This is a genomic window from Porphyromonas sp. COT-239 OH1446 (assembly GCF_000768875.1).
Taxonomy (GTDB): domain Bacteria; phylum Bacteroidota; class Bacteroidia; order Bacteroidales; family Porphyromonadaceae; genus Porphyromonas.
Genome location: NZ_JRAO01000018.1, coordinates 1 through 24519, shown reverse-complemented (window position 1 = coordinate 24519; position 24519 = coordinate 1). Strand labels below are relative to the sequence as shown.

Genomic DNA, 24519 nt, shown 5'->3' with positions numbered 1-24519 from the left:
GCATCGCTATGGATACTACATTTACCCCTACGATCATCGGTGTGGCTGGTGGCTCGGCCTCGGGCAAGTCCACTCTAGTCCGCAAACTACAGGAAGCCTTCGCCGAGGAGCAGGTAACCACCCTCTGCCACGACTTCTACTACAAGGCCCACAACGACCTGAGTCTGAGCGAGCGTTCGGCCCTCAACTACGACCATCCCGATGCCTTCGATACAGATATGATGATCGAGGACATTATGGCTCTGAAGGCAGGCAAGAGCATCCATCGGCCAGTGTACTCCTTCACCGAACACAATCGCCTCCCTCAGACCGTGCTTGTGCACCCCGCCAAGGTTATTATCCTCGACGGTATCTTGATCTTGGAGAATAAGACGCTCCGAGAGCTCATGGACGTGCGTGTCTACGTCGATACGGACGATGACGTCCGCCTGGCTAGAAGGCTTGTGCGGGATGTGCAGGAGCGAGGACGAGATATGAGCTCCGTACTCAAGCAGTACTTCTCCACCGTCAAGCCCATGCATCGAGACTTCGTCGAGCCCAGTAAGAGGTATGCTAACATCATCATTCCCGAGGGAGGCTTCAATTCTGTAGCTCTAGCCCTATTGATCGAGAATATCCGCTCGCTCATCCAATAATGACCATCACCGAAGCTACCTCTACAATCCCACTCTGCTCACTCTGCTCGGCCGAACAATTGGCCGAGATCGTCCATGCCCAGGCACATCACCTCAGGCAGGGAGGGGGGATCTATCGCTGCCTCACGGACAGTCGCTCACTGGTTGAGACGGAGGGGACTCTCTTCTTCGCTATCCGCACGGGCTCGGGCGATGGGCATCGTTATCTCGTCGAGCTATACGGTCGAGGCGTTCGTTCGTTTGTCGTAGAGCAGAGCCTTGAGCCCCTTCGGAACTTGTTGCCCGAGGCCAACCTGTGGCAGGTTGCCTCGTCGATTGATGCCCTCCAAGCTCTAGCGGCACACCATCGCTCTAGGTGGACTATGCCTGTAGTCGGCATCACAGGAAGTAATGGCAAGACGATCGTCAAAGAGTTCGTCGCTACCCTACTCTCTCGGCGGATGGAGGTAGGCCGATCTCCCCGCAGCTACAATTCTCAGATCGGCGTCCCCCTATCCATCCTGCAAATATCCCCCGAGGTGGATATTGCCCTCATCGAGGCTGGGATCTCCGAGGTTGGCGAGATGAGCCGCCTCTCTCGCATCATTCGTCCTCAGATAGGCATCTTCACCACCCTCGGACAGGCTCATGCTGAGCACTTCAGCAGCCAGGAGGAGCTGTTGAGCGAGAAGTTCAACCTCTTCGAAGGGGTCGAGACCTTGATCGCCTCGATGGACGATCCTCGCATCATGAAGGCCATTGAAGAGCGAGGCTGGCAGGCTCGTCTGAGGGGGTGGAGCAGGAAAGATCGCTCGGCCTTCGTCTTCATTGCCCACGAGAGAATAGAGGCCTCGCACACCTATCTAGAGCTGGAGATCTCAGGCAAGCGATATAGCTACGAGCTTCCCTTCACGGACGAGGCCTACCTCATGGATGCCCTCCACGCTCTCACCACAACAGCATACCTATGCCCTGAGCTGCTGGAGGATCTAGAGCTCACTCAAAGCCTTGGACCTATATCCATGCGCCTAGAGGTCAAGGCTAGTGTCTTTGGCAATACGATCATCAACGACTCCTACTCCAACGACTTACTCTCGCTACAGATCGCCCTAGACTTCCTCAGACGTAAGGCCGAGGGAGCAGGGGCACAGGCTGTAGTCATCCTCTCAGACATCGCCGAGAGTGGCCTAGGGGAGGAGGAGCTCTATCATGAGGTTGCACGTCTACTCGACCACCTAGGGGTCAAGAGGTTACTAGGTGTAGGGCCTGCACTCATGGGACAGAAGTGCTGCTTCGAGGGGGTGCAGGCAGACTTCTTTGCCACAACGGACGAGCTGTTGTCTTCGGGCAAGCTTGAGGGACTGCGACACTCGTGTATTCTGCTCAAGGGGGGGCGCAGGTTCGCCTTCGAACGGATCTATCGCTCCTACTCCCTGAGAGAGCATCAGACCACGCTAGAGATTAATTTCTCGGCCTTGGTCTCAAACCTCAAACATTACCGCTCACTCATGCCTCAAGGGCATCAGATGATCTGCATGATCAAGGCCGATGCCTATGGGCTAGGAGCTTTCGAGATCGCCCGAACACTCGAGGAGCATCGGGTGGACTACCTTGCCGTAGCTGTGGCCGACGAAGGCAAGGAGCTTCGCCTCAAGGGGATCAAGAGCCCGCTGCTCATCATGAACCCTGAGCCTCAGAGCGTGGAGACCCTCGTTGCCTATCAGCTCGAGCCCGAGATCTATAGCCTCAGGCTGCTACAAGCTCTAAGAGCGGAGCTTCGACGGCTTGGGATACGAGGCTTCGGCATCCACCTCAAGCTCGACACAGGGATGCATCGCCTGGGCTTCTGCCTTGAGGAGCTAGAAGTTGCCGCTAGGGCTCTCTGCGAGGATGATACGCTGATCGTGCGTAGCGTCTTCAGCCACCTCTCCTCGGCAGATATGCCCGAGCTAGACAACTATACCGAGCGACAGTTTGCCCTCTACGACGAGGCTTACGAACGTCTAGTCCAGCTACTGGGTTATCGCCCCCTGAGACACATCCTCAATACTGCTGGGATGGAGCGATTTGCCCATCGAGCGATGGATATGGCTCGTCTAGGCATTGGGCTCTATGGGCTCAGCCCCACAGGCTCGGAACTACATCCTGTCGTGCAGCTCTCGACCACCATCCTACAGATCAAGCAGCTCCACGAGGGCGAATACATCGGCTATGGGTGTAGCTCTCGACTCTCCCGCCCCTCTCGCATTGCAGTGATCCCTATTGGCTACGCCGATGGCTTCGGTCGCAATCTTAGCCGAGGAGCTTACCAGGTGGAGATCCGAGGCCAGCTCTGCCCCACCATTGGCAATGTCTGCATGGATGCCTGCATGATTGATGTTACAGACGTGCCAGAGGTCTGCGAGGGCGATCGAGTGCTACTCTTCGGCTCTCCTAGGCTTCCCGTCGAAGCAATGGCGAAGATCTGTGGGACAATTACCTACGAGATCATAACCTCTATCTCTCCTCGTGTGCAGCGCCTCTATTACCAGGAGTAAGCGAGAGGTATGAGGCCCTACAACACCTCTACACAACGCTCGAGCGGGGCGAAGCTTAAGCTTCGCCCCGCTCGAGTCTTATATAACGAGAGACTATGGAGGAGGAATACTCGAGCTCGAGGGGCTAAAGGACCTCTGCCGCAGGGGTAATGACCTTGATCGAGGCAGGTACGACCTCGATCTCCAGGCGAGTGCCCATCTCGATCGGTTCGCCATCCAAATGGACTGGGCCAGCCTTGCTACGCTCGATGATAGCCCGAGAGACCTTGAAAGAGTCCTGAAGATTACTACTCTCTAGCCTCTTAGTAAAGAGCTGAAGAGCTACCTGCGGAGCTTTGAGCCCTCCGAAGGGGCGCAGCACGATTAGGTCGATCATCCCGTCTGTCATGCTGGCATTGGGTGCAATATAGGCATTATTACCATACTGCGAGGCATTAGCCCCAGCGACGATGAAGGCCTCTGTCTCCCACACCTCTTGCCCGTCCTCTATGCTGATGCGATAGAGCTCGGGCTTGAAGTTGATGTACTTGTCCACCATCGTTGCGAAGTAGGTCAGAGGGCCTCGGAAGGGAGCTTCGGCAAACTGCTTGCTCACCTGGGCATCAAAGCCCATCCCGCAGGTACAGAAGAAGGGCCGGCCATTGGCCTTGCAGCAGTCGATGACGTGCACACTGCCTCGCAGAATGGCATCGATAGCTGAACGCTCTCGCATCGGCATCCCTAGGGCTCGAGCCAGGCCATTGCCCGAGCCTTTGGGGATGATAGCCAGTGCTGTATCGGTATAGATAAGGGCCTTAGCGATCTCATTGACCGTACCATCACCGCCGACGGCAATGACATACTCGTAACCCTGCTCGACAGCTTGGCGGGCGAGCTCGTAAGCATGTCCACCCTCCTTCGTATAGGTAACGAAGAGCTGGAGGTCGGTCTCCTGGTAGGCCTCTGCGAGCAGCATCGGGATGCTGGTCTTCGAGCCAGTGCCAGAGATCGGATTGATAATGGCAAGAACCTTTCTCATCGTACTGGATAGTTAGCCAGCCTCTGCTCTGCCAGTGCCTCGTACTTCGTCCCTGGACGACCATAGACACAATAGGGCAAGATGCTGATCCCCCCTCGTGGAGTGAAGTCGCCCAACACCTCGATGTAGCGAGGATCCATGATCCGGATTAGATCTTTCATGATGATATTGACACAATCCTCGTGAAAAGCCCCATGACTACGGAAGCTGAAGAGATAGAGCTTGAGGCTCTTGCTCTCGACCATCTTGACATCGGGGATATAGTTGATGTAGATCGTGGCGAAGTCGGGCTGTGCCGTGATAGGACACAGAGAGGTAAACTCGGGACAATGAAAACGCACCCAATAGTCGCTCTCCTGGTGCTTGTTGGTGAAGACCTCGAGGCACTCGGGGGCATAGTCTTGACGGTATACGGTGCTTCCCCCAAGGAGGGTAAGCTCTTGTTCTGCTTCTCTAATACTGCTCATAGATTGGTTCATTAACGATTTGACAAAGATGCTCCTACCTCGCCCCACCTCAGTGGGGGCACGAGGATCTAGGTAGCCCCCTAAGGGGCATCCCCCATACGGAGGAAGTGATAACCCTCGGCCTGCAACCAGCGTACAGCCTCGGGCATGGCATAGCGCATATTGCGCTCGGCCTTGATCGAGTCGTGGAAGACAACGATAGAGCCATTGCGGGCATACTGCTTGACGTAGCCGAGCACGCACTCAGGGCTGATCCTCGGGTTATAGTCTCGGGTCAAGACATCCCACATCACGATCTCGAAGCTGTGGCTCAGAGCTCGTGTCTGTGAGAGTTTTAGGTGTCCATATGGTGGACGGAAGTAGCGTGTCTGCAGCAGCTCATGGGCTGCATATACATCCTCCATATAGCGGGAGGTGGAGCAGCCCAGGGCCTTGAGGTGGTGATAGGTATGATTGCCCACCTGGTGGCCACGGTGCAGGATCTCGGCCAGGAGATCGGGGTACTTGCGCACATTGTCTGCCACGCAGAAGAAGGTCGCCTTGACCCCTAGCTCATCGAGCTGATCCAGCACCCAAGGCGTTACCTCGGGGATAGGGCCATCGTCGAAGGTCAGGTAGATGCTCTTACCCTTGATCGCAGGGATGCGCCAGCGAGCCCCTGGGAAGAGCATCCGATAGGCCAAGGGCACTCGACTGAGGAACTTACCGATCATCGAGCTTGACCTTGCTGAGGGGAGGCTGGCAGGAGTAGCTTGCTGTACTGGGCGAGCTGCTGCGTGTAGGGCTCCATCACCTGGCTGCCATACTTCTTCGAGAGCTGTAGAGCCATCAGAGCAGTTTCGAGGGCGAGATCAATCTCCCGATCTTTGTAGACGGCCTCGAGCAGATGATCGGACAGGCGGAAGTACCAGGCGAGCGACTTCATAGCATCCGAGCCGACGGCCTCGATGAGCTTGTCGGCCTCTAGCTTCATCTCTGCCTCGTAGAGGCTCTGCGCTAGACGAATCGAGCGGAAGTCATAGGGCACGACCTCGGGGCGAATGACCTCGAGACACCTCTGTAGCACCCTCTGGGCACGCTCCTTGTCGCCCCGATTGATCAGCGCACGAGCGAGCACCTCATAGACACCCACACGCACGCCCTGTAGCGTCTCACGCCCTGTAGCATCGAAGTAGATGGAGGGGTTGTCTGCCCCACCCCATACGAACCTATTCATGACATTGTCGTACATCTGCTCGATGCGTACGGCATCGAGGGCGGGGAGGCTGTCGGCCTTTGAACCCTCGAGCGAGATGGGCAGGAGCTGGTAGGCCATGCCGGTCTGCATCATATGTAGAGGCATATTGTCATAAGCATTGCGGGGCGAGGTGAAGGTCCAGTAGAGGGGACGCTCCCAGCGGTTACTCTCGATAAGGTCGAGGATGCTGAGGCCCGAGCGATCGAGGTAACGCTTGGCCTTGACCGAGATAGGCAGACGAGGCAGTACCCGTCGGGCGAGGTCGGGCTCGCTGGCGAAGAGGCGACTGGCAACCTCAGCACTATCGACATCGACATAGAGGGTATTCGAGGGTAAGACGGCCTCGCCACGGGCTGTTCGGCTCGATCCATCGACCACTCGGGTGAGGGCCTCGGGCACGGACATCGGAGCAGAGGCTTTGGGGTCGAGGTAGGCTGCCTCGTGGTAATAGTAATAGCTGGGCTTCATGAGCCTCAGAGGCAAGGGCTTACCCTCGTAGGTGGCTCGCTTCATCTGATCAACGTACCATTCACCCGTTAGATAGCTCATATTGACCGTACGCACGTCGGTACGTACGCCCTCGACATCCTGGATGTACCATAGGGGGAAGGTATCGTTGTCGCCGAAGCAGAAGAGGATCGCATTCGGCTCGCAGCTCTCGAGGTAATTGATCCCAATATCGCGCACTAGGGTACGGCCCGATCGGTCGTGGTCGTCCCAGTTCTGCCCTGCCATTTGTATGGGGATGAGGAGGGCAATGAGGGTTGCCACAGTGGCTGAGGTGAGGCTGGAGAGCTTGGCCCGACGCAGCAGCGACCACAGGGCTGCCACGCCAAAGGCTGTCCACATGGCGAAGGCGTAGAACGAACCTGCGTAGGCATAGTCTCGCTCTCGAGGCTCATTGGGCTTTTGGTTGATGTAGAGGACGATGGCTAGGCCAGTCATGAAGAAGAGCATGAAGACAATCCAAAAGCTCTCCAGGCCGACGGCCTGCTCCTCTTGCTTGCCATTGGAGAGGCGGCGCAGTCGGGTGCGAGAGATCTGATAGAACATGCCCACTAGGCCCAAGATGAGCGGCAGGGCGTAGTAGACGTTGCGCCCCTTGTTGCCCTTGAGCCACTCGGGCATTCCCTCGCTAGAGCCGACGAAGTAGCGGTCGATGAAGTCTAGGCCTGTGATGGCATTGCCTCGTAGGCGTCCACCATCGGCGGGGAGGTCATTCTGCCGACCGACGAAGTTCCAAAGGAAGTAACGCCAGTACATGTGATTGACCTGATAGTTCCAAAAGTAGAGGAGGTTCTCGCCGAAGGTTGGGGGCGTGTAGTCGTCGGCTCGGCGGTTCATCCATCGGTTGTACCCCTCTGTGTGCGAGGGGCTGTAGACACGAGGGAAGAGCATCTTCTGCGAAGCATCGTATCGAGGCTCAGGCTTGCGGTAGCGCACGACGTAGCGGTCGGGCTCAGACTCATCCTCTCGGGGGGCTTTGCCCATGACCTCCTCGCCATCCTCGACGCCCGAATGCCTCGAGGCGAAGGTAGGCCCATAGATGAGGGGGGCAGAGCCATACTGCTCACGGGCCAGGTAATAGCGCAGGGAGAAGGGGTTGTCGGGGGCATTCTCGTTCATCGGTGTATCGGCTATCGCCCTAACGAGGATGACCCCGTAGGAGGAGAAGCCAATGGCGATGACCATCAGGCCCAGCTGCATGCTGTGCACGAAGCGGGGCTTGAGTCCCTTGTAGGAGAAGAGGAAGACGCCCAGCGCAGTGCTCAGCGCAAGCCCTAGCACGACGCCACTGCCGAAGAAGGGGATACCCATCAAGACGATGGAGAGCAGCACCGAGAGGCGCATGCGGCTCGAGCCCTCGCCCACCGAGATCGCTCGGGCGGACTCGTACACCGACCAGGCCAGTACAGCGGCCAAGAGGAAGAGATAGGTATAGAGGCCACTATTGAAGCTCAGCCCCAGGGTATTGACGAAGAAGAGGTCGAAGCGTCCGGCCATCTTGGGCACTCCCTGCACGATGCCGTACATCATCACCACGATCAAGACAAAGGAGACCCCGACCGAGAGCACAGCCCCTCGGAGCGTGGGTCGCTCGGCCCTGCGGTAGTAGTAGACGAGGGCCATAGCAGGCAGGCAGAGCAGGTTGAGCAGGTGCACCCCAATGCTCAAACCCATCAGATAGGCAATGAGGATGAGCCAGCGATCGGCTCGAGGCTCATCGGCCCGCTCGTCCCACATGAACATGAGCCAAAAGACCACAGCCGTAAAGAGCGAGCTGAAGGCATAAACCTCGGCCTCCACAGCACTGAACCAAAAGGTATCGCTGAAGGTGTAGATGAGCGAGGCCACAAGAGCCCCCCCTAGGATCACCACCGACTGAGCCCGAGTGATTGTCTCCCGATCTCGGCCCTCACGGCGAAACTCGGGGGTTAGCACCCGACGCATCATATGCGTTACCGTCCAGTACATGAAGAGGATCGTGAGACCACTGAGCAGGGCACTGGTCGCATTGGCCATCAGACCTGCCTGCTGGGGGTCGCCAGCTAGATGCGAGATAACATTGTAGACCAGCATGTAGAAGGGAGCCCCTGGCGGATGCCCAATCTCCAGCCTGTAATCACAAGCGACGAACTCTGCACAGTCCCAAAGGTTAGCCGTGGGGCTGATGGTCATCAGATATACCACCGTGGCGATGGCAAAGACCAGCCACCCCATGAGGTTATTAGCTAGTCGAAATTGCTTCCAATTCATGATCCCTAAATTGCTTATCATTTGAATGATGAATCTCCTGCAGAGGCCCTCGGGCCCTTCGGAGGGTCAATCGGGCACAAAAGTACTAAAGAAAAGCCAAACACCCCTCGCCTACCCCATCCTCTGCATACTCTCTAGCCCCTCCATTGAGATACGAGTAGGAGCTCCATCAAGGCTCAAGTAGGAGCGACGATGAGATATAAGTAGGAGCTCCATCGAGGCTCAAGTAGGAGCGACGATGAGATATAAGTAGGATCGGCGATGAGGCCCAAGATAGGATCACAGGAGAGAGACAACTGGGGGCTCGATCGGGAGATCGGTAGGAGTGCAGTGGAGGGCTAACTGGCAGCGCAAAATCTGATCAGTTAGTAGTCGATGAGCTTGTAAGTTGCAAGAAAAAATCCGATAAGTTAGTAGTCAATGAGCTTGTAAGTTGAAAGAAAAGATCTGATCAATGAGTAGCCTGGGGAGGTATCACTAGGGACTCAATTGAGACTCTACCCTACCCGAGCGATCGCCCCCACGAAAGCTCCACCCAAGGGGGTACAATAAAGGCCGTGCGACGAACGGGTCGCACGGCCTTTATAGCTTATAGAAGGTAACGCTCGGGGCGCACTACTTATTGGGCATAGGGTAACCCTCGGGTGCACGACAGATCACCACATTGTGGGGGATCGACACTGGGCCTAGGTGCACCTGGCGGATCGTAGAGAGAGCCGAATGCTTAGGCCCTGGGATGAAGGGGCTATAGGTCAGGGTATGACGCATACGGGCCTTCTGCTGAGGGGTGAAGGTATCCAGGTAGCAGTAAGCGTAGTCCATGATGTTGCGTGCCTCGAACTTCTTACCATCGCAGGTCTCACGCTCGAAGAGGGATTGCCACTTAAACTCATTCTTGAAGTTAGGATTGTACTTAGCCTCAGACATCATCGCCTGGACGAAGGGGTCGTAGTTCGTCCTCTTGTCATAGCTGGGGGTATCGGAGCAGAAGTCTGTGTCTACACACGAGCCCTGAGGCCCTTCGGAGAAGACGTGCCTGAGACCGAGGTAGTGCCCCAGCTCGTGGGCGATCGTCGTGGCAGTGCTGACCTGACGCTTGAGCAGATCGGAGCTGATATAGCCACCGAAGGGGTCCTGCACATCATCGACGAACCAAGAGCTATTGATCGACACCCCTCTCAGACGCTTGAGGTCAGAGAATTGTAGGTTAGCGAACTTCACAGGATCGAGACCCTCCAAGGGGAACTGCTCGGGGGTCAAGGGGAAGGTCGCAATACCCAGTATCGCATCTATCGAGAAGGGGTAGAGCATTACATTCACATACTTGTTAGGGTCCCAAAGCAGGTGCAGATACTGATTATTCTCCTCAGTCATCACTTCGATCGGGTTGATCTCTGGGGCAACCCACTTGATGCGGTCGATGCCAGGCTCGGCCATCGCATTGCCACTAGGGTCAATGCCTGCTGCGTAAAACTCAAGGTTGATATTATTCTTCGCATAGAGCTCATTCACCTCCTTGAGTACCTTGTAGATACGCTCGCTGGCGATGTTTTGATTCGGATCTTGATGGTGATAATAGAGGACGTGGAAGACCAGCGGTACTCTATACTTGAGCTCCTGCCCAGCAGGCTTACCCTGTTGAGAGATAGTGATCATCCTCTTAGAGTTGCGGCTCAGTAGCTCGATCTGCCCAGTACGAGCAGCCTCACTGAGGTTGCTCTCAACCTCTATCGTCAGGTACTGATTCGCTCCACTACCTGACTGGGCAATCTTAATCCAGGCTTGGTCATGCTCCCTAACGACCCAGGAGCCACCAGACTGCACCTTAATCTCGTAGCTTCCGCCCTCGGCTGGCACTTGAGAGATGCTCGTGCGAGAGGGATTGATCTTGATAGTATCATCCTTCTTGCAGGCCACGAGACTGAGGCAGAGCAGGCAGGCGAGTATATACAAAAGTTTTGCTTTCATAGTCTTTATCTCTTTGATGTTGATCACTTACTTGACTGCATTCACGAGAGGGATGTGTATCTCTGCGCTCTCCGTCTGAGGTCTGAGTGGTGTACGCATGGGGCGTATCTGCTCGGGCTGGGGCTTCTGCTCTGTGATGCGCTCGGGTAGATAATGCTCGACGGAGGCTGATTGACCGAGCGACCAACGAGCAAAGATGGGTTCTTGGATCAGGCTTGCTGTTGCAGCATTGGCCTCGTCAAAGATATCTTTCAGCTTGGCAATGTCCATCTTGTCTTTGGGCTCTAGAGCCTTGATCGCTGTACGAGCAATAGGGCCTCGCTCAAAAGTCTTGCTGAGACCATAGCTGTAGCTCACCTGAGGCAAGCCCCAAGGAGAAACGATGAATTGATATGGAGCCTGGAGCTTCATCTTCGTCCAGGTCAAGCTACCATTGTTGAGGATCTCTGCATCAGGAAGGACATTGGGATCAAGCTCATCAACATTGTCTACATCTTGACTGACAGATGAGTAGGCCTCACTGATACCTGCCGAGATATTGTACTTGAGTACCAAGATAACTTTATCCTTCACCATATCGGGCTGATTAAATATAGAGCCATTCTCTTCATTCCCATCGAAGACCCCAGCAATTTGCATCCCATCGACCGTCTCGGTGGAGAAGCCTGGGACTGTCAAGAAGCCAGGCTCAAAGTGCTTGTCACTGGCAATGCCCTTCTTATCGAATGTTAGGATGAGTAAGGTGTGCTTCTCCCCTGGCTTGAGGTTAGACCACTGGAAATCACTCTCTCCGAGCGTAGCCTGGTTCGATATCACATCCCAAAGCTCTGCATAGGGATTGAAGCCACTGCCCTTGGTCTGATCGAGGCTACGCCTCAAGCCTGCGATCAGACGACCCTTGAGGCTCTCCTTGCTCTCGCTGTCGGGATAGAGCAGGGGAATATAATAAACGGACTCATCGCTAGGAGTAATCTTAAGCTGTGCCCTATCGGTAGTGAGCTTGAGCTTCTCTACAGTGAAGGTCGTCTGCTTAGGATCTCCAGCCTCAAGAGGATCGAACAGCTCTCGATATACCTTAGTACAAATCCCTCCCTCGTAACCAAAGGCCATCAGATAGTGCTTCGTGCCTGGGACGAGCTTGCGAGTGGGATAATTGACCACCCTGTGGGGGAAGGCCTCGAAGAAGATATAGGGATTGGTATCAATGACGTGGCGAGCATGCTGCTCAGGGGTCATCTTGAGCGTTTGGGAGTTGAGGGGCTCACATCGCCATACATATGCCTGCCCTAGAGCCGAAGGTGTGATCGAGATGGATGCATGAGTTTTCGTGATATTGCTCACCTTGAGGTCAAAGGTCGTATCCTTCTGCGGTACGGCAGCTGTCTTGAAGCTCCCTGGGGTTGTATTGGAGATGAAGACTACCTCAAAGCTGGGCGAGACGTAGACTGCAGTCAGCAGATAAACATATTCGGTATCAGCCTTGAGGGCTCGACCTCTGACAGTTAACTTCTGTCCTCCGATATGGAACTTATTATTGATGAACTCCTCGATCTGCTCTCGTGTAGGGTCGGGGTTCATCTGTAGGAAGCCTCTAAACTCCTGCCCGAGGTAGGCCTGAGCCATCTGCCCGTCTCTCATGCCCGAGGCCTTGAGCTTGTCGTACTGATCCTTGGGGAAGGAGCAGAAGTACCACCGCACATCAGCCAGCGAGGGTGTTACGTCGAGAACGACCTGTCTGGGGTTCGAGGTGTCTACACTCACCTGGAAGGTCATATCGACAGGGTCTGCAATGAGTGTCTCAAAAAACCTGTAGCCAGCACTACGAGAGAGCTGTCGCCCCTTAACGCCGAAGACCACCAGCTCGTACATATTGCCGGGCAGTAGGTTCTTGATCGTGCGGGTAATCCGTCCCGTAGCCAGGAGGCCCGAGAGGTAGTCGTCCCAGGTCTTATTCGCTGCCTGGGCATTCTTCTTCAGCTCCTTGACGAGGAAGGCTGGTAGCTCCTGCTTAGGCACTTTGTCGATCACGCTCTTGTCCACATAGAGGCAGACATAGGGGCTCTTGCTGTCCGAGGGAGTTACGGTGAAGGAGTAGGAGGTGGAGGTTACATCCCCGTCCTCGATCTCGAAGGTAACGTCGTAGGGGTCTACGACATCCACACCGATGAACTCTTTCGTTTTGTCTGCACATCCTACCAGGCCTCCAACGAGGAGGGCGGAGAGCAGCCAAAGGGTACTCAGTTTCTTCATAGATTTATTGATTTAGATTAGTACTCACTAGTCCTAATCACAACCAAAGGCGGACGAGGGCTAGTGCATTCATTTCTCGACGATAAAGGTAGCAATTTAATATCAAAGCGCACCCACACCAAGCATTAAGTTTATGGTATATAAACCCCGAAGCCTCAACAAAAAGCAAAACCGCCCTCTCCCCACCCTCCCTCCGCTGGATAATCCTATAGACTGTATTTGTATAGATACGATATGCATTGGTGTTTCATTTGGCCCATTATATGGGGTCTTGATAATCCTATAGACTGTATTTGTATAGATACTTGCTCAAGGCAACGAAGAATTAATCCTCAAAGCTCTGTCTTGATAATCCTATATACTGTATTTGTATAGATACGTCTTGGATGCTACCAAGTCCTCCTCCCTGAACTAGTCTTGATAATCCTATAGACTGTATTTGTATAGATACAAGAGTTTTTGCGAGCAAGAGGACTTGAGCCTCCTTTTGTGTCTTGATAATCCTATAGACTGTATTTGTATAGATACTTGGGAGTAGGGAAGACTTTTGCTCAAGGCAACGAAGTCTTGATAATCCTATAGACTGTATTTGTATAGATACCAAACAAAAATGAAAACAAAATTATTTTTTTTCATTGTCTTGATAATCCTATAGACTGTATTTGTATAGATACTCAGATATAACCCTAAAAAAGATGGCTTTGAGCACAGTCTTGATAATCCTATAGACTGTATTTGTATAGATACATTTGTTTTATGGTGATGTAAGTCAGATTGATAAACAGTCTTGATAATCCTATAGACTGTATTTGTATAGATACGTCGTATGGAGATACTACGATCTCTTTCGAGATCCTGTCTTGATAATCCTATAGACTGTATTTGTATAGATACCAGTACTTCCCAGACCATAAGGGACACCTCTTCTTAGTCTTGATAATCCTATAGACTGTATTTGTATAGATACTCAAGCACAACAAAAAAAACCTACTACGTTACTGGGCGTCTTGATAATCCTATAGACTGTATTTGTATAGATACTTAAATTACTAACCAGACCTTTTTCCTTCATTTCGTCTTGATAATCCTATAGACTGTCGCTGTGTAGGATGGGGATGCCCCGCTTGTTGCAGAAGCTGAGCACTCCGCTACTGAGCGAGGGGGCTTCGCCCACGAGGCGTAGCTCACGAATGGAGGTAGCAGGGTGGCGGCTGATGAGCTGGCTCCCCTGTCGGATCACAAGGTCTAGACGCTGAAGCCCTAGCCTTAGCCCCTCGCCCTGCACCACGAGGCAGCCATCCTCATCGAGGACGCTCGAGGGACTAGGGCTCGGCTGAGCTGAGGCATCCGTTCCCCAAGCGAGGATCTGCCCATTGCCCGAGACCGTATGCGTGCCGATATGCACCCAGTGAGCCACAGAGAGCATCAGGGCTGCCACGGGGTCGTAGGGCGTGCGGTAGTGGAGCTGCCCCAAGATGCCCGACATATCGTACTGCCGATGCGCCTTGATCGTGGGGCTCTGCGGTAGGCTCACCTCCGAGAGCATGAGGTCATTGCGCTCGGCGAAGACGAAGGGGGCGACCGACTCGCCCTCAGAGGCAAGGCACTGCGTGTAGAGCTCGTAGAGGCGGCGAGAGATGCGGTTCAGGAGGCGCGACAGAGGGATCTCGGCCGAGAGGAGCTGGTCGAGCCTCAGCGTCGTAGGCGTGAGGAAGCGCACACTTAGCCCCTCGACCCACTCGGGGGCTTGCCGCTCGAAGAAGCCTATATCCAGCCTTGCCTCCCCCACCCCGAGACCCGTCTCGTAGCGGCCAGTCTCGGGGCTCAGCAGCTGGTAGCTGTGGTAGCTTAGCCCATGCTCCTGCATGAAGTTGTACCCCTGCCACTCGGGCAGGAAGGCCACAAAGTCCTCCACAAGCCTTGCCTCCCGCACGACGATCGTGATGTAGAGGTCGAGTGGCTCTCGGCGGGCAAGGCCACGCCGTGTAGGCCGATCGGCACGCACCACGAGGCGAGAGGCCGAGGTGTGCTGCCGCCCGTCCGCCCCCGTCTGTGGCTCGGGCTTGAAGAGCTCGGTGTAGAGATGGGCAAAGCGAGGGCTATTCATCAGTGCATTGCCTAGGGCGAAGCGAGGCAGGAAGTACCACTTCCCACCGAAGGCGACCTCCCGCTCCGCCACGAAGCGCACCCGCAGGTGGTAGGCGGTGAAGCCCTCGAGGAAGCGAGGTAGTCCCTCGAGACCTACCTTCGGCTTACTTTTGGAAGCGTCCATAGCCTACATTCGTCTTAGCCCCTAGCCCGAGGGCGAGGATGATCTCCTCGAATAGCTCGAGCTTATCCTTTGCTTCAAAGCCGGCTCTATCTCGCAAGATAAATCTGAATAGATAGGTTACCCCGGGATTGACTCTCAGGAAGCGCACGGGGTTGGGCTCTTCTAGAGGGCCAGGATGATGGGTGATGTAGTCCTCGCCGAAGAGCCCCGCTCTCGAGACCTCGACAGGGATGGCATCGAGGAAGATGTCTCGCTCGTAGATCGACTGCCCCTTGCCCTCGAAGACCGCCTTAACGAAGTTCTCGGCATTCCACCCTGACCAAGGCTTATCCGTATCTGCCCCCTTGAAGAACTCCCATTCCTTGATCGCAGACCTCAGTGCTCCCTTGATTGACGAGCCAGGGATGACGGGCAGCCCCGAGCTGTAGTCGAAGTACATCCCGAGCTGATAGAGTAGCGGTTCGTCCTTCTTCTTGCCTTGCCCCTCCTCCTTGGGTCTATTGACCTCATGGTGATAGCCGATGCCACAGAGTAGACCGGGGTAGGTCGTTTGGAGTCTAAAGCCTTTGACGTCCTTTAGCGACTCTAGAAACGGGGGAACCTGCCTCACTTGACTTAGTGCATCGCCACCATGCCCGAACTTCTCTGGCACCTTGAGCTGCCCCTCGTTATCGAGCCTTAGGCGATAGAAGTAGTCCCGATAGTACCATTTGCCGTAGTTCATTCGTTGCCTCCTTCCTTCTTGTTCTTCTTATCCTCCTTGTCTTCCTTGATCTCAAAGGTGCGTAGGGCGAGCTTGAGGGCGACGATGTACTTGAGGATCTTCCCCTCCCAGTCCTTAAGCTTAAGGCCATCTCTCCTAGAGATCTGCTCCAGGCTGCCGTCTTTCCCGTCGATGATCTTCTTGATGAGCGTCGTCGGGGCAAGCTCTCGCCAATTGATCTCCCCCCGCTCCCCCTCGGGGAGGTGCATGTAGTAGAGGGCTTTGAGCCAAAGGCAGGGTTCGCCCTCGGTGTTGTTGCCCTCCTTCTTGCTCTTGTTGTAGAAGATGAGCGTAGGGAGGAGGCCCGACTGGATGATGCTGGGGCCCATGGCGTTGATGTAGCCCTCATTCACCTTGGAGACTTCTCCCTTGGCATTGGCGATGCCAACAGTCTCTAGAGCCTTAATGGCCATGGGGATAAGCCGCTGGATCTCGTGCCTATTGATGATCATGGCTCACCTCCTCTCCACCCTTTGAGTTAGCATCAGGCTCATCTGTGAGGCACTCGATCTTGCAAAAGCCATAGCCAACAGAGCCATTCGCCCCGATCTGGACGACCTTGCCGTGGAGGGCTTGGTTGAACTGCTCGAAGTAACTGTTGCCCTCGGGGTAGGTTACGAAGAAGACGAAGCACGAGGCGGAAGGCACAACCTCCTCGTACCAGAGGTTTTTGCTCTCGCCATTGTCGAGGCAGTTGCGGGCGATGATAGGTAAGCTCTCGATAGCCTCCTCTAGCTCCTTTCCCTTCTGCTCATTGCTTATGGCGGTGTCCGCCTCTAGACGCTGCTTTAGCTGCTCAGAGGCTGTGCCCGAGAGCTGCTGGTAGAGCTCGTAGACCTCCTGCTGCCACTTGGTGTGCGCCCCTAGGGTGTAGCCCTGTGCACTACCATCTCTCAGCGGATAGGCCACGAGGTTCGCTTGGAAGAAGCTGAAGTGCCCAATGCCATTCATCAGGTTGCCTTGGTTCTCCTTGCCTTCTTTGCTATCAGTCTCCTTGCCTTCTTGATTATCAGCTTCTTCGCTTTTGGTGTTCTTTCTTTCTACCCTTGTACCGAAGACGTGGTTGATCATCTCATGATCCTTGCCTGGTTGGGTGGTCATGAACTGCCTGAGTGCCCCCTTGAGGCTCGAGGCATAGATGCATGGCCGCTGGGTGGTAACATCTCGCTGTACGGTGTTGTCTACGGCTTGATAGCTTGCGCCTCCCACTCCCACATGTAGGTTTGTGAGGCACTTGATGAGGTAAACTGCTGTTTTCATATAGTTGCTGTATTTGTTGCTTGAGTATTGGTAATGAGCTGGGTATAGTTATAGCCAATTTTATGGAAGGTGGAGGCGTGTACTTGTTTTTGGAATACCTCCGCTTGGTCTAGAGAGTCGAAGTAGAAGATCGATCCACGGGCATAGAGCTCCATCTCTTCGCTTACGCACATATTGCCTTGGGTATCGACCTTATCCTTGCTACGTGTACTATTTCTATTGTAATAGTGCTTTGTCTTCCTTACGGAGGTGATGACCCGTGCAAACTCTCGGATCTCAGTGAGGGAGAAGGCTGCCCCCTCGAGTGCCTTAGCCTTGATATGCGCATCCGAGAGGAGGAGTACAGCGTGGTAAGTTTCCTCGGAGGGGTAGAAGGCTTGGCGTATCCGCTGGGTGTAGCTTTGCTCATTGGCTGGAAGTTTGTCTACTGGGATGCACTCCATCACGAAGCTCTGCCGCTCGCCCCCGAAGTGCACGAGCTTGCGCAGAGGGAGCTTGCACGCCTCACTCGCCTCGAAGTAGCAGGCAAAACTATACTTGCCCCTAAAGCGGTAGAAGACTTGGTAGAAGAATGCATCTTCCCGTACCCCACCCTCGTAGTCCTTGGTGATACCGACACGGCAGTCCTCCTCGAAGAAGTCCTCCTCGGCAACGAGCTTGCCCTCTGAGCTTATCCACACCGAGCTCAGCCCATTCTTAGGCGAATACACCTCATCGGGCTGCTCCGACTCCTGGAGTAAATGCGGTTCCCCCTGCTCCTTGACAAGCTCTAGCCGCCTGAGTTCCTTTTCTCTCTTCTGGTAGCGTAGCCCTGCCGGGAAGTAGGCAACCTCCCCTGCCTCCCCTTGCTCGATCAAGAAGACTGGCGAGAGCCCTTGGATCTGCCCGAAGTTATTATGCTCAGCACTAGCCGTCGTGGAGAAGCTCCTAAGACCAACCAATCTCTTTGCCTTGCGCCAACTGACGATCTTATTACCCTTGAAGACCTGATCGCCTGCATGTAGGAGATATTGGTAGCGCAGTAGACCTAGTATCGTCGTCTGCTGAGGCAGGCGAGCCGAGCGCACGAAGTAATTGACGTTATCCGTCTCGAAGGTATTCTTTTGCCCAAAGAAGAACTTCTCCACGGGCGTTAGTTTCACTAAATATGTAGGCATAGCTATCTCTCCTCTGTATCTGTGATGAATTGGCAGTAACGCAGTAGGCCATAGATGAGCTTCTTAAACTCCGAGATCTCCTCCGCTGTCCCGACCCCATGCTCTAGGCTAAGCTCATACATGAAGTCAAACACTTGTCTCAGGAAACTATCATAATTAGTATGAATGTCCTCGTCGAAGAAGTTCGCCCTCAGTGCATCCAGTCGTTTCTTTCTCAGCTCCTTGTCCTCGATCTGTAGGATCGGTACGACCACCGTGTCTAGCATATCATCGAGCCAATAGATTAGCCCCTCGATCATGACCTCCTCATCCTTGCTTAGGCTTCGCATCAACTCGAGAGCCTCGCTATATAGTTTCGGGCTCTTTTTCTGCTCTCCCTCTGGGGCTGGAGCCGTGTGCGTACTCTCCTTGCAGGGCAGGGTGAACTCGATCGTGCGCCCGCTATGCTTGCGGATCGAGACGGCTACTCGATCTCGCCCACTGCTCTTGGCCTGCCCGAGTAGCTGATTAGCCACCTCAATCGCCTCGGACATAGGGCTCTTGTAGTAGAAGATGCTCACGCCGTAGGAGAGGCTCAGTCCCTCTGCCCCCTTGACTGCCGCCTTAAACCGCCCGAAGCACGCCTCTACAGACGAGATAATATTAAAGATGTCTTCGTTGCGCTCGTGGCTGTAGATCGGCACGAAAAAGAAGAGGTCGTCCCCACCGATGTAAACGGGCACAGTACGAGGCGAAGCAATATCCTTGGCTACCTGTACCGAGAAGTCGAAGAATGCTTTGGAGAACGCTTTCATCTCCTCGTCCTTCAGCTCTGCGATGAACTTGCCGAAGCTATCGCCATCGGCCTTGACTACGGCAAGGTACTTGTAGCAGTTGCGATAGCTCTTTTGTAGCACCTCGTTCTTGCGCACCTTAGCGTAGTCGATCGAGCCCTCTCCGTCCGAGCAGGCCTTGATCTGCTCATCATTCATCCAGCCCGATACAGCGATGAGAGAGGTCGTAGCGAATGGGATCTTCTCCCCGATCTCCTGCGTGATAAAGCTATTGTTCTGAGCGAGAAAGGGGGTGAGGTAGTCGTTCCTCGAGCTAGTTGCCCTCTGCCGTAGCTCTAGGGTGTCGAGGTATTGGTTGAGCTTGCTGATGATACCCTTCTTCTCCTCTCTCTCGATCCTAACCGACGAGATCATAATGTAGTCATTGAGATACTGCTTAAGATCCTCTTCGGATGTAGCTTGAGGCTCTCCTTCCTTATTGCTGCTAAGACTCTTATGTAGCTCCTTAGCCAAATCCCCTAGCACCTCCTCTTTAAGTTTCTTGAGGACTTCATCGCTTAGCCCCTCTCCACGAATAAAGGCTCTGTCAGGGAATAGCCCCACGCCCTTGGGGATGGAGGGAATAGTATTCTGATCATACGCAGGCGAGAGGATTTCCAGCCCTTCAATCTTGCTGATACGAGATAATAGCCCTCGCATAATCCAAGAGAACATGTAGCTGGCACTCCAATAGGCCTTAACCTTGCGTGCCTTGTCGAGCGTCTTGCCGATCGGCCCTATCGTGATAGCGATGTAGACTTTTCCTTTTCTATTGTATCCTTCCATTTTTGTTCGCATTTGGCTAGTTGTTTATAAATACCAAGAAGCAAATCTCTGATTCTTTTTCCCTCTTCATCGATACAGATAAGTTCATTCTGCAATTTCGTTTGATAATTTCGAAAATTGATGACATCTACAATCGACTCAATTTTGGGGAAGGTAAGTGGCAAAGAGTTGTCATTATCAGATGTGCCCTGGGAAATACTGTTAGAGGGGTCTTCAGTATGTTGAGGAGTAATCTCTTGATCATTACGAATTGCTTTAACCTTAACTATCGTTTCGTTGGCTACGAGCTCCGATAACCCCACCTCCTCCTCAAAAATCCCAATGTATACTCTGTAAATTTGTTTGCCCTCATACTCCGATAACAGAATGGGCTTAAATTGCAGGGGAGACTTCATGCGATTGACCTCCTTGTTACTAGAGAAACAAGTCTTTTTTATTGCTATATTATCGTAATGAGCCCCCCAACTTTCATTGGTAGAGAGGCCAAAAATATCTCTATAATCAATCCTACAATCTTTATTGGTTTCATGGTATTGGTGATCCTCGTCGTGCATCTGTAACCAGCTCAAAGCAAAAGCATACTTAATGCTACGCTTATCCCACCAAGTCTTTCGTCTTTTGTTCGCAGCATAATAGAAAATCATCGGTTTCATATACAACACAGATTGACCTCCTCCTCGACATTCATTCAGCCCACTTCTGAGTGTTCTGTAAAAGTAATTGATTGTTGAGAAAATCTCTCTCTGAGCATTGCAGAGCCTTTTTTCTCGCTTTTTCTCCTCTGATTCTTTACTACCCTCATCTCTATAGGGACGTATTTTAATCTCAAAACTTAGATAACGATAGCAGTTATCTCCTCGCTTAAGTAGGCCATCCTCTTTCACCGTAAAGGATCCATAGCCTTTACTCTCACGTGAGCCAAAGTTATGGAGCATGAAGAAATTACAAATAGCCTCATGGCCACTGTCACTGTTAAGCCAGTCGGCGAGTTTAGGCTTTTCTTGACACTCCCTATTTTGACGACCAACAAGTATAGTCATCGTAACTCCTCCACTAGCAAAAACTAGATTCTTAGGCTTGCCATCTCCTATGTTCCCAAAGTACATGGGTGCATTCTTCCTATCGGCAGGCCAAGTAATGACATCCTCTGCCTCAAAGGATAGCTTATAGTTAAGAGAAATCCGCTTCTCTTGAGCATCACTCTCTCCGTGAATAGACTTATCGCACTCAGCGATATGCTGAGCATGATATTTTAGCAAATACTTGTCGAGCTTGGGTTTGACTTCGGAGGCACGGAGGGTTGCTCCTCGATACACCGATTGGAAGTGGATGATCGGCGTATGTTGGATGAGATCAAATGTTAGTCTGTGCATAGATAAATTCGTATTAGAGATTTTCTAACAGAGGGAATTAAATAACCCTCGCAAGGTAACGATAATCCTCAATATGCCCAACACCTAGAGGTAGATTTTTTCGCAAGATATACTTCATTGATGGGGCTTTGCTACACCCATGGGAGAGTCTAGTCAGCTAGAGGGGAAGATGGGGCGGATGAGGGAGGACATTCCCCCTTCACTCCTAGCCTAAGATCAATCCCATAAAAGCCCCCTCAAAATCCTCAGTGAGATCGAAGATGAGACGTAAGTAGGGTCTCTATCGAGACTCAAATAGGATCGCAGTGGAGACTCAAATAGGAGCTCGATCTAGGTCTAAGTAGGAGCGCAGGTGAGATCCAAATAGGTACTCTTCGATGATCGCAAGGCGTTCAAAATCACTAGATGCTACGGGCATAATCAATAAGAATTCTGCTCCACCTCTGTCAACTTTTTTCAGTACACGACAATATGTTGAATATCCTTACCTTTGTAATACGAATAGACAAAGTTGCTTTTTTATTAATTTAAACGTACATGAATAGACGACTCTTGTCCCTCTTTTTAGGGTGTTTTGCATTTCTTGGGAAACTGGCATCTGCTCAAGTTGTAAGCTGTAACCCTGTAGCTGTAGATAGGGCTGTTGTGAAATGTGGTAAGGCTCGTTTCACTATTCTTACCTCTGAAATGGTCAGGGTCGAGTATAGTGATCATGCAAGATTTGAAGACAATGCTACTTTTACGGTGATCAACCGTAAATTAGCAGTCCCCCAGTTTACCAAATCTGAGGATAGTACCTATTTATATATAGAGACTGCTCATTTGAAGCTGAGATATAGGAAAGGCTCCGATCCTCGCACCCTTCCGGCCTCTCCTACCAACCTCAGTGTTGCCATCCATGGCAATGGTGTTTCTACAGTTTGGTATCCAGGCAAGACAGATTCTCTAAACCTAAAGGGTACCTGTCGCACACTAGATGGTATGATGGGCGATAGTAAACGGAAGGATCTAGAAGATGGCTTAGTGTCTCGTTCTGGTTGGGCTGTCATTGATGATTCTTGGAGTGCACGACGTGCCGATGGTGGTCGTTCGTATGCTTTGGTGCCAAATGCCGACATGGGATATTTATGGTGGGCAGAACGTAGCGATCCACAGGCTATGGATACCTATTTGCTAGCTTATGGTCATAATTATAAGAAGGCTATCTCTGACTATACTAAAATTGCAGGTAAAATACCATTGCCCCCAGACTATGTGTTTGGCTATTGGTATAGCAAGTACTCTTCTTATTCGGCAGATGATTATCGAGGTATCATGAGCGATTTGAAGAGTAATAAGATCCCTACCGATGTCATGATCCTCGACATGGACTGGCATTGGAATGGAAATGCCCACAGCATGTCGGCAGGTCGTGGAGGCTGGACAGGATGGTCATGGAATACCAACCTTATTCCTGATCCCAAGGGTTTGCTTGCAGAGATACACGAGCAGGGCTTCAAGACGGCCTTGAATTTGCATCCAGCTGATGGTATCAACCAAGTGGAATCTCCTCCTTATTTTGCTGCGATGAAGAATGAGCTGAATGGGAAATACCTCAATCAGGATAAAAACAATATCGATTGGTGTCTGGATTATACAGATTTCACGAAGTCTTTCTTTAAGAATATTATACGTGATCACGAAAAGGAGGGCGTGGATTTCTGGTGGTTAGATTGGCAACAGCATCTAACGAGTAAGCACACCAATTCGCTCAGCCAAACCTTTTGGTGCAATCATGTCTTCTTCAACGAAGCAACGAAGCGTGCCGGCCGTCGTCCTGTGATATTCCATAGATGGGGAGGGTTGGGCAGCCATCGTTATCAAATAGGTTTCTCTGGAGATGCCAATATTAGCTATGAAGCCTTTGCTTTTGAGCCCTATTTCACGGCCACGGCATCTAACGTTGGTTATGGCTATTGGGGACATGATTTGGGTGGCCATATGTCCCTTAGTGAGGGCCAGGTAAACGATCCTAACCTGGTTTTGCGCTGGATACAATTTGGCGTGTTTACCCCGATATTTCGTACACATGCAACAAACGAACCTCGAATAGAGCGCAGAATATGGAAATTCCCTAATTTCCCTACCATCTTGGAAGCTGTGCGCTTGCGTTATTCCTTGTTCCCTTACATATATACGATGGCACGTAAGGCATACGATACAGGTGTTTCTATTTGTCGTCCACTATATTATGAGTATCCGGAGGCAGAGGAGTCGTATATATACGAGAACGAATATTTCTTCGGAGACGATATCCTCGTTGCACCTATCACTCAAAAGCCAGAGGACAATGGTTTGACTCTCAAGGATATTTGGCTTCCAGAGGGTAAGTGGTGGAGCGTATCTACTCACGAGATGATTGAAGGCCCGCGTAAGGTTAGGATGTCTTTTACCGATAGTCAGATACCTTATTTCTTTCGCGTGGGATCCCTGATCCCTTACAACCCGTCTACTGTGATGAACGTAACAGAGCGTCCAAGCGAAATAATCATCAACGTCGTGTCTGGGGAAAATGGAAAAGCCTCTATTTACGAAGATGATGGCGACAATGCAAATTATTCTTCCTCATTTGCGGTTACCCAGCTGGAGCAAAACTATCAAGGCAATATAGGTGAGTATATCATTTCTGCGCGCAAGGGCATATCTCGCAAAGCACCTGCTGTGCGCTCTTACAAGCTGAATATTTATAATACCTCCAAACCACTCTTGGTGATGGTCGACGGGAAAACGGCCAACTATACCTATGATACCTCGCAGAAATGTACCAGAATAGAGGTGTCATCCGCAAGTTGTTCTGAGCGACGTCGGATTTGGGTGAGATATAACTAGTCGTCCCTTAAAAAGCCTTGCTAAGCGAGGAGTCATTCATGGATGACCTCTCGCTTAGCTTTTCGCTTATCATTTCGAGCAGATACAAAAGAGACCGTTGCACAGTATTTTGCCTCTTTTGGGCTAGAAAAGTTGCAAAATGCCGTGCAATAGTCTCATAAAGATCTTTACCGAGAGACCCTTGGAGCTTGGGGGACGCTTACGTCAATAAAGGAGGGATGGAGTCTAGACTCCTCCCTATACATGCGACGAACTACTTTGTCTGCAAGAGAAGGGTATAATCGAGTAGGCGCTATATTCAACTTAGAAGTGCAAATTTTGGCAGTGGGATACAGGCTTTAACCCCCTAAACACCTAGAGGGGGTTGCAGGGGGAAACCT

16 protein-coding genes, 1 pseudogene and 1 CRISPR repeat array are annotated in these 24519 nt (G+C 52.4%); of the genes and pseudogenes, 4 read left to right on the top strand and 13 right to left on the bottom strand.

Annotation, left to right across the window (positions count from 1 at the left end):
• Positions 1–8: 8 nt before the first annotated feature.
• Positions 9–635, top strand: a complete 627-nt coding sequence (gene udk / locus HQ37_RS04900) for a uridine kinase (RefSeq protein ID WP_036881196.1) — start codon at positions 9–11, stop codon at positions 633–635.
• Positions 635–3151, top strand: coding sequence for a bifunctional UDP-N-acetylmuramoyl-tripeptide:D-alanyl-D-alanine ligase/alanine racemase (locus HQ37_RS04895; protein WP_052080770.1), 2517 nt, complete (start codon positions 635–637; stop codon positions 3149–3151). Before udk ends, HQ37_RS04895 begins: the two co-directional genes overlap by 1 nt.
• A 124-nt stretch (positions 3152–3275) precedes the next feature.
• Here HQ37_RS04895 and HQ37_RS04890 read toward each other — a convergent pair whose 3' ends face one another.
• The 7 genes and pseudogenes from HQ37_RS04890 to HQ37_RS08490 form a co-directional block, all read right to left on the bottom strand.
• Positions 3276–4169, bottom strand: a complete 894-nt coding sequence (locus tag HQ37_RS04890) for a diacylglycerol kinase family protein (protein ID WP_036881194.1) — start codon at positions 4167–4169, stop codon at positions 3276–3278.
• The gene (gene queF, locus HQ37_RS04885) at positions 4166–4636 is read right to left on the bottom strand and encodes a preQ(1) synthase (RefSeq protein WP_036881193.1); all 471 of its coding nucleotides are present in this window, start codon (positions 4634–4636) and stop codon (positions 4166–4168) included. The genes HQ37_RS04890 and queF overlap by 4 nt, the downstream gene beginning before the upstream one ends.
• A gap of 80 nt (positions 4637–4716) precedes the next feature.
• Positions 4717–5349: a polysaccharide deacetylase family protein gene (locus tag HQ37_RS04880; protein ID WP_036881191.1), complete on the bottom strand. Its 633-nt coding sequence runs from the start codon at positions 5347–5349 to the stop codon at positions 4717–4719.
• Positions 5346–8630 carry a protein O-mannosyl-transferase family gene (locus HQ37_RS04875; RefSeq protein ID WP_036881190.1) on the bottom strand — a complete coding sequence of 1095 codons (3285 nt, stop codon included), beginning with the start codon at positions 8628–8630 and terminating at the stop codon, positions 5346–5348. The genes HQ37_RS04880 and HQ37_RS04875 overlap by 4 nt, the downstream gene beginning before the upstream one ends.
• A gap of 615 nt (positions 8631–9245) precedes the next feature.
• A complete protein-coding gene (locus tag HQ37_RS04870) occupies positions 9246–10598 on the bottom strand; it encodes a zinc-dependent metalloproteinase lipoprotein (protein WP_152566797.1) in 1353 nt (450 codons plus the stop codon).
• A gap of 27 nt (positions 10599–10625) precedes the next feature.
• Complete coding sequence (locus HQ37_RS04865) at positions 10626–12848, bottom strand: hypothetical protein (RefSeq protein WP_036881186.1); 2223 nt, start codon at positions 12846–12848, stop codon at positions 10626–10628.
• A 194-nt stretch (positions 12849–13042) separates the two neighbouring features.
• Positions 13043–13960: direct repeats of the CRISPR family, unit length 37 nt; unit sequence GTCTTGATAATCCTATAGACTGTATTTGTATAGATAC.
• 311 nt (positions 13961–14271) lie between these two features.
• A pseudogene (locus HQ37_RS08490) lies at positions 14272–14715 on the bottom strand (CRISPR-associated endonuclease Cas1); the annotation flags it as partial.
• Here HQ37_RS08490 and HQ37_RS08445 point away from each other — a divergent pair.
• Positions 14704–14970, top strand: a complete 267-nt coding sequence (locus HQ37_RS08445) for a hypothetical protein (protein ID WP_036881185.1) — start codon at positions 14704–14706, stop codon at positions 14968–14970. The pseudogene HQ37_RS08490 and the gene HQ37_RS08445 sit on opposite strands and share 12 nt — an antisense overlap.
• Before the next feature lie 130 nt (positions 14971–15100).
• Here the strand turns inward: HQ37_RS08445 and cmr6 are convergent, their stop codons facing one another.
• The 6 genes from cmr6 to HQ37_RS04830 are packed head-to-tail and all read right to left on the bottom strand — an operon-like array spanning position 15101 to position 21271.
• On the bottom strand, positions 15101–15844 hold the full coding sequence (cmr6, locus tag HQ37_RS04855; protein ID WP_036881184.1) for a type III-B CRISPR module RAMP protein Cmr6: 744 nt from the start codon (positions 15842–15844) through the stop codon (positions 15101–15103).
• Positions 15841–16335 (bottom strand): hypothetical protein, encoded by a 495-nt coding sequence (locus tag HQ37_RS04850; RefSeq protein ID WP_052080769.1) that lies wholly within the window; start codon positions 16333–16335, stop codon positions 15841–15843. Before HQ37_RS04850 ends, cmr6 begins: the two co-directional genes overlap by 4 nt.
• On the bottom strand, positions 16322–17143 hold the full coding sequence (locus HQ37_RS04845; protein ID WP_052080768.1) for an RAMP superfamily CRISPR-associated protein: 822 nt from the start codon (positions 17141–17143) through the stop codon (positions 16322–16324). The genes HQ37_RS04850 and HQ37_RS04845 overlap by 14 nt, the downstream gene beginning before the upstream one ends.
• Positions 17140–18300: a type III-B CRISPR module-associated protein Cmr3 gene (gene cmr3 / locus HQ37_RS04840; RefSeq protein ID WP_036881183.1), complete on the bottom strand. Its 1161-nt coding sequence runs from the start codon at positions 18298–18300 to the stop codon at positions 17140–17142. The genes HQ37_RS04845 and cmr3 overlap by 4 nt, the downstream gene beginning before the upstream one ends.
• Positions 18301–18302: 2 nt before the next feature.
• Positions 18303–19910: a type III-B CRISPR-associated protein Cas10/Cmr2 gene (gene cas10 / locus HQ37_RS04835; RefSeq protein ID WP_081951765.1), complete on the bottom strand. Its 1608-nt coding sequence runs from the start codon at positions 19908–19910 to the stop codon at positions 18303–18305.
• Positions 19850–21271 (bottom strand): hypothetical protein, encoded by a 1422-nt coding sequence (locus tag HQ37_RS04830; protein ID WP_036881181.1) that lies wholly within the window; start codon positions 21269–21271, stop codon positions 19850–19852. The genes cas10 and HQ37_RS04830 overlap by 61 nt, the downstream gene beginning before the upstream one ends.
• A 537-nt stretch (positions 21272–21808) precedes the next feature.
• Here HQ37_RS04830 and HQ37_RS04825 point away from each other — a divergent pair.
• Positions 21809–24139 carry a TIM-barrel domain-containing protein gene (locus HQ37_RS04825; RefSeq protein WP_036881180.1) on the top strand — a complete coding sequence of 777 codons (2331 nt, stop codon included), beginning with the start codon at positions 21809–21811 and terminating at the stop codon, positions 24137–24139.
• Positions 24140–24519: the final 380 nt, after the last annotated feature.

Bases quoted from the DNA above. Each gene is read 5' to 3' on its own strand.
- udk (WP_036881196.1), top strand. From the start codon at position 9: ATGGATACTACATTTACCCCTACGATCATCGGTGTGGCTGGTGGCTCG.
- HQ37_RS04895 (WP_052080770.1), top strand. From the start codon at position 635: ATGACCATCACCGAAGCTACCTCTACAATCCCACTCTGCTCACTCTGC.
- HQ37_RS04890 (WP_036881194.1), bottom strand. From the start codon at position 4,169: ATGAGAAAGGTTCTTGCCATTATCAATCCGATCTCTGGCACTGGCTCG.
- queF (WP_036881193.1), bottom strand. From the start codon at position 4,636: ATGAGCAGTATTAGAGAAGCAGAACAAGAGCTTACCCTCCTTGGGGGA.
- HQ37_RS04880 (WP_036881191.1), bottom strand. From the start codon at position 5,349: ATGATCGGTAAGTTCCTCAGTCGAGTGCCCTTGGCCTATCGGATGCTC.
- HQ37_RS04875 (WP_036881190.1), bottom strand. From the start codon at position 8,630: ATGAATTGGAAGCAATTTCGACTAGCTAATAACCTCATGGGGTGGCTG.
- HQ37_RS04870 (WP_152566797.1), bottom strand. From the start codon at position 10,598: ATGAAAGCAAAACTTTTGTATATACTCGCCTGCCTGCTCTGCCTCAGT.
- HQ37_RS04865 (WP_036881186.1), bottom strand. From the start codon at position 12,848: ATGAAGAAACTGAGTACCCTTTGGCTGCTCTCCGCCCTCCTCGTTGGA.
- HQ37_RS08445 (WP_036881185.1), top strand. From the start codon at position 14,704: ATGCTCCTGCATGAAGTTGTACCCCTGCCACTCGGGCAGGAAGGCCAC.
- cmr6 (WP_036881184.1), bottom strand. From the start codon at position 15,844: ATGAACTACGGCAAATGGTACTATCGGGACTACTTCTATCGCCTAAGG.
- HQ37_RS04850 (WP_052080769.1), bottom strand. From the start codon at position 16,335: ATGATCATCAATAGGCACGAGATCCAGCGGCTTATCCCCATGGCCATT.
- HQ37_RS04845 (WP_052080768.1), bottom strand. From the start codon at position 17,143: ATGAAAACAGCAGTTTACCTCATCAAGTGCCTCACAAACCTACATGTG.
- cmr3 (WP_036881183.1), bottom strand. From the start codon at position 18,300: ATGCCTACATATTTAGTGAAACTAACGCCCGTGGAGAAGTTCTTCTTT.
- cas10 (WP_081951765.1), bottom strand. From the start codon at position 19,910: ATGCGAACAAAAATGGAAGGATACAATAGAAAAGGAAAAGTCTACATC.
- HQ37_RS04830 (WP_036881181.1), bottom strand. From the start codon at position 21,271: ATGCACAGACTAACATTTGATCTCATCCAACATACGCCGATCATCCAC.
- HQ37_RS04825 (WP_036881180.1), top strand. From the start codon at position 21,809: ATGAATAGACGACTCTTGTCCCTCTTTTTAGGGTGTTTTGCATTTCTT.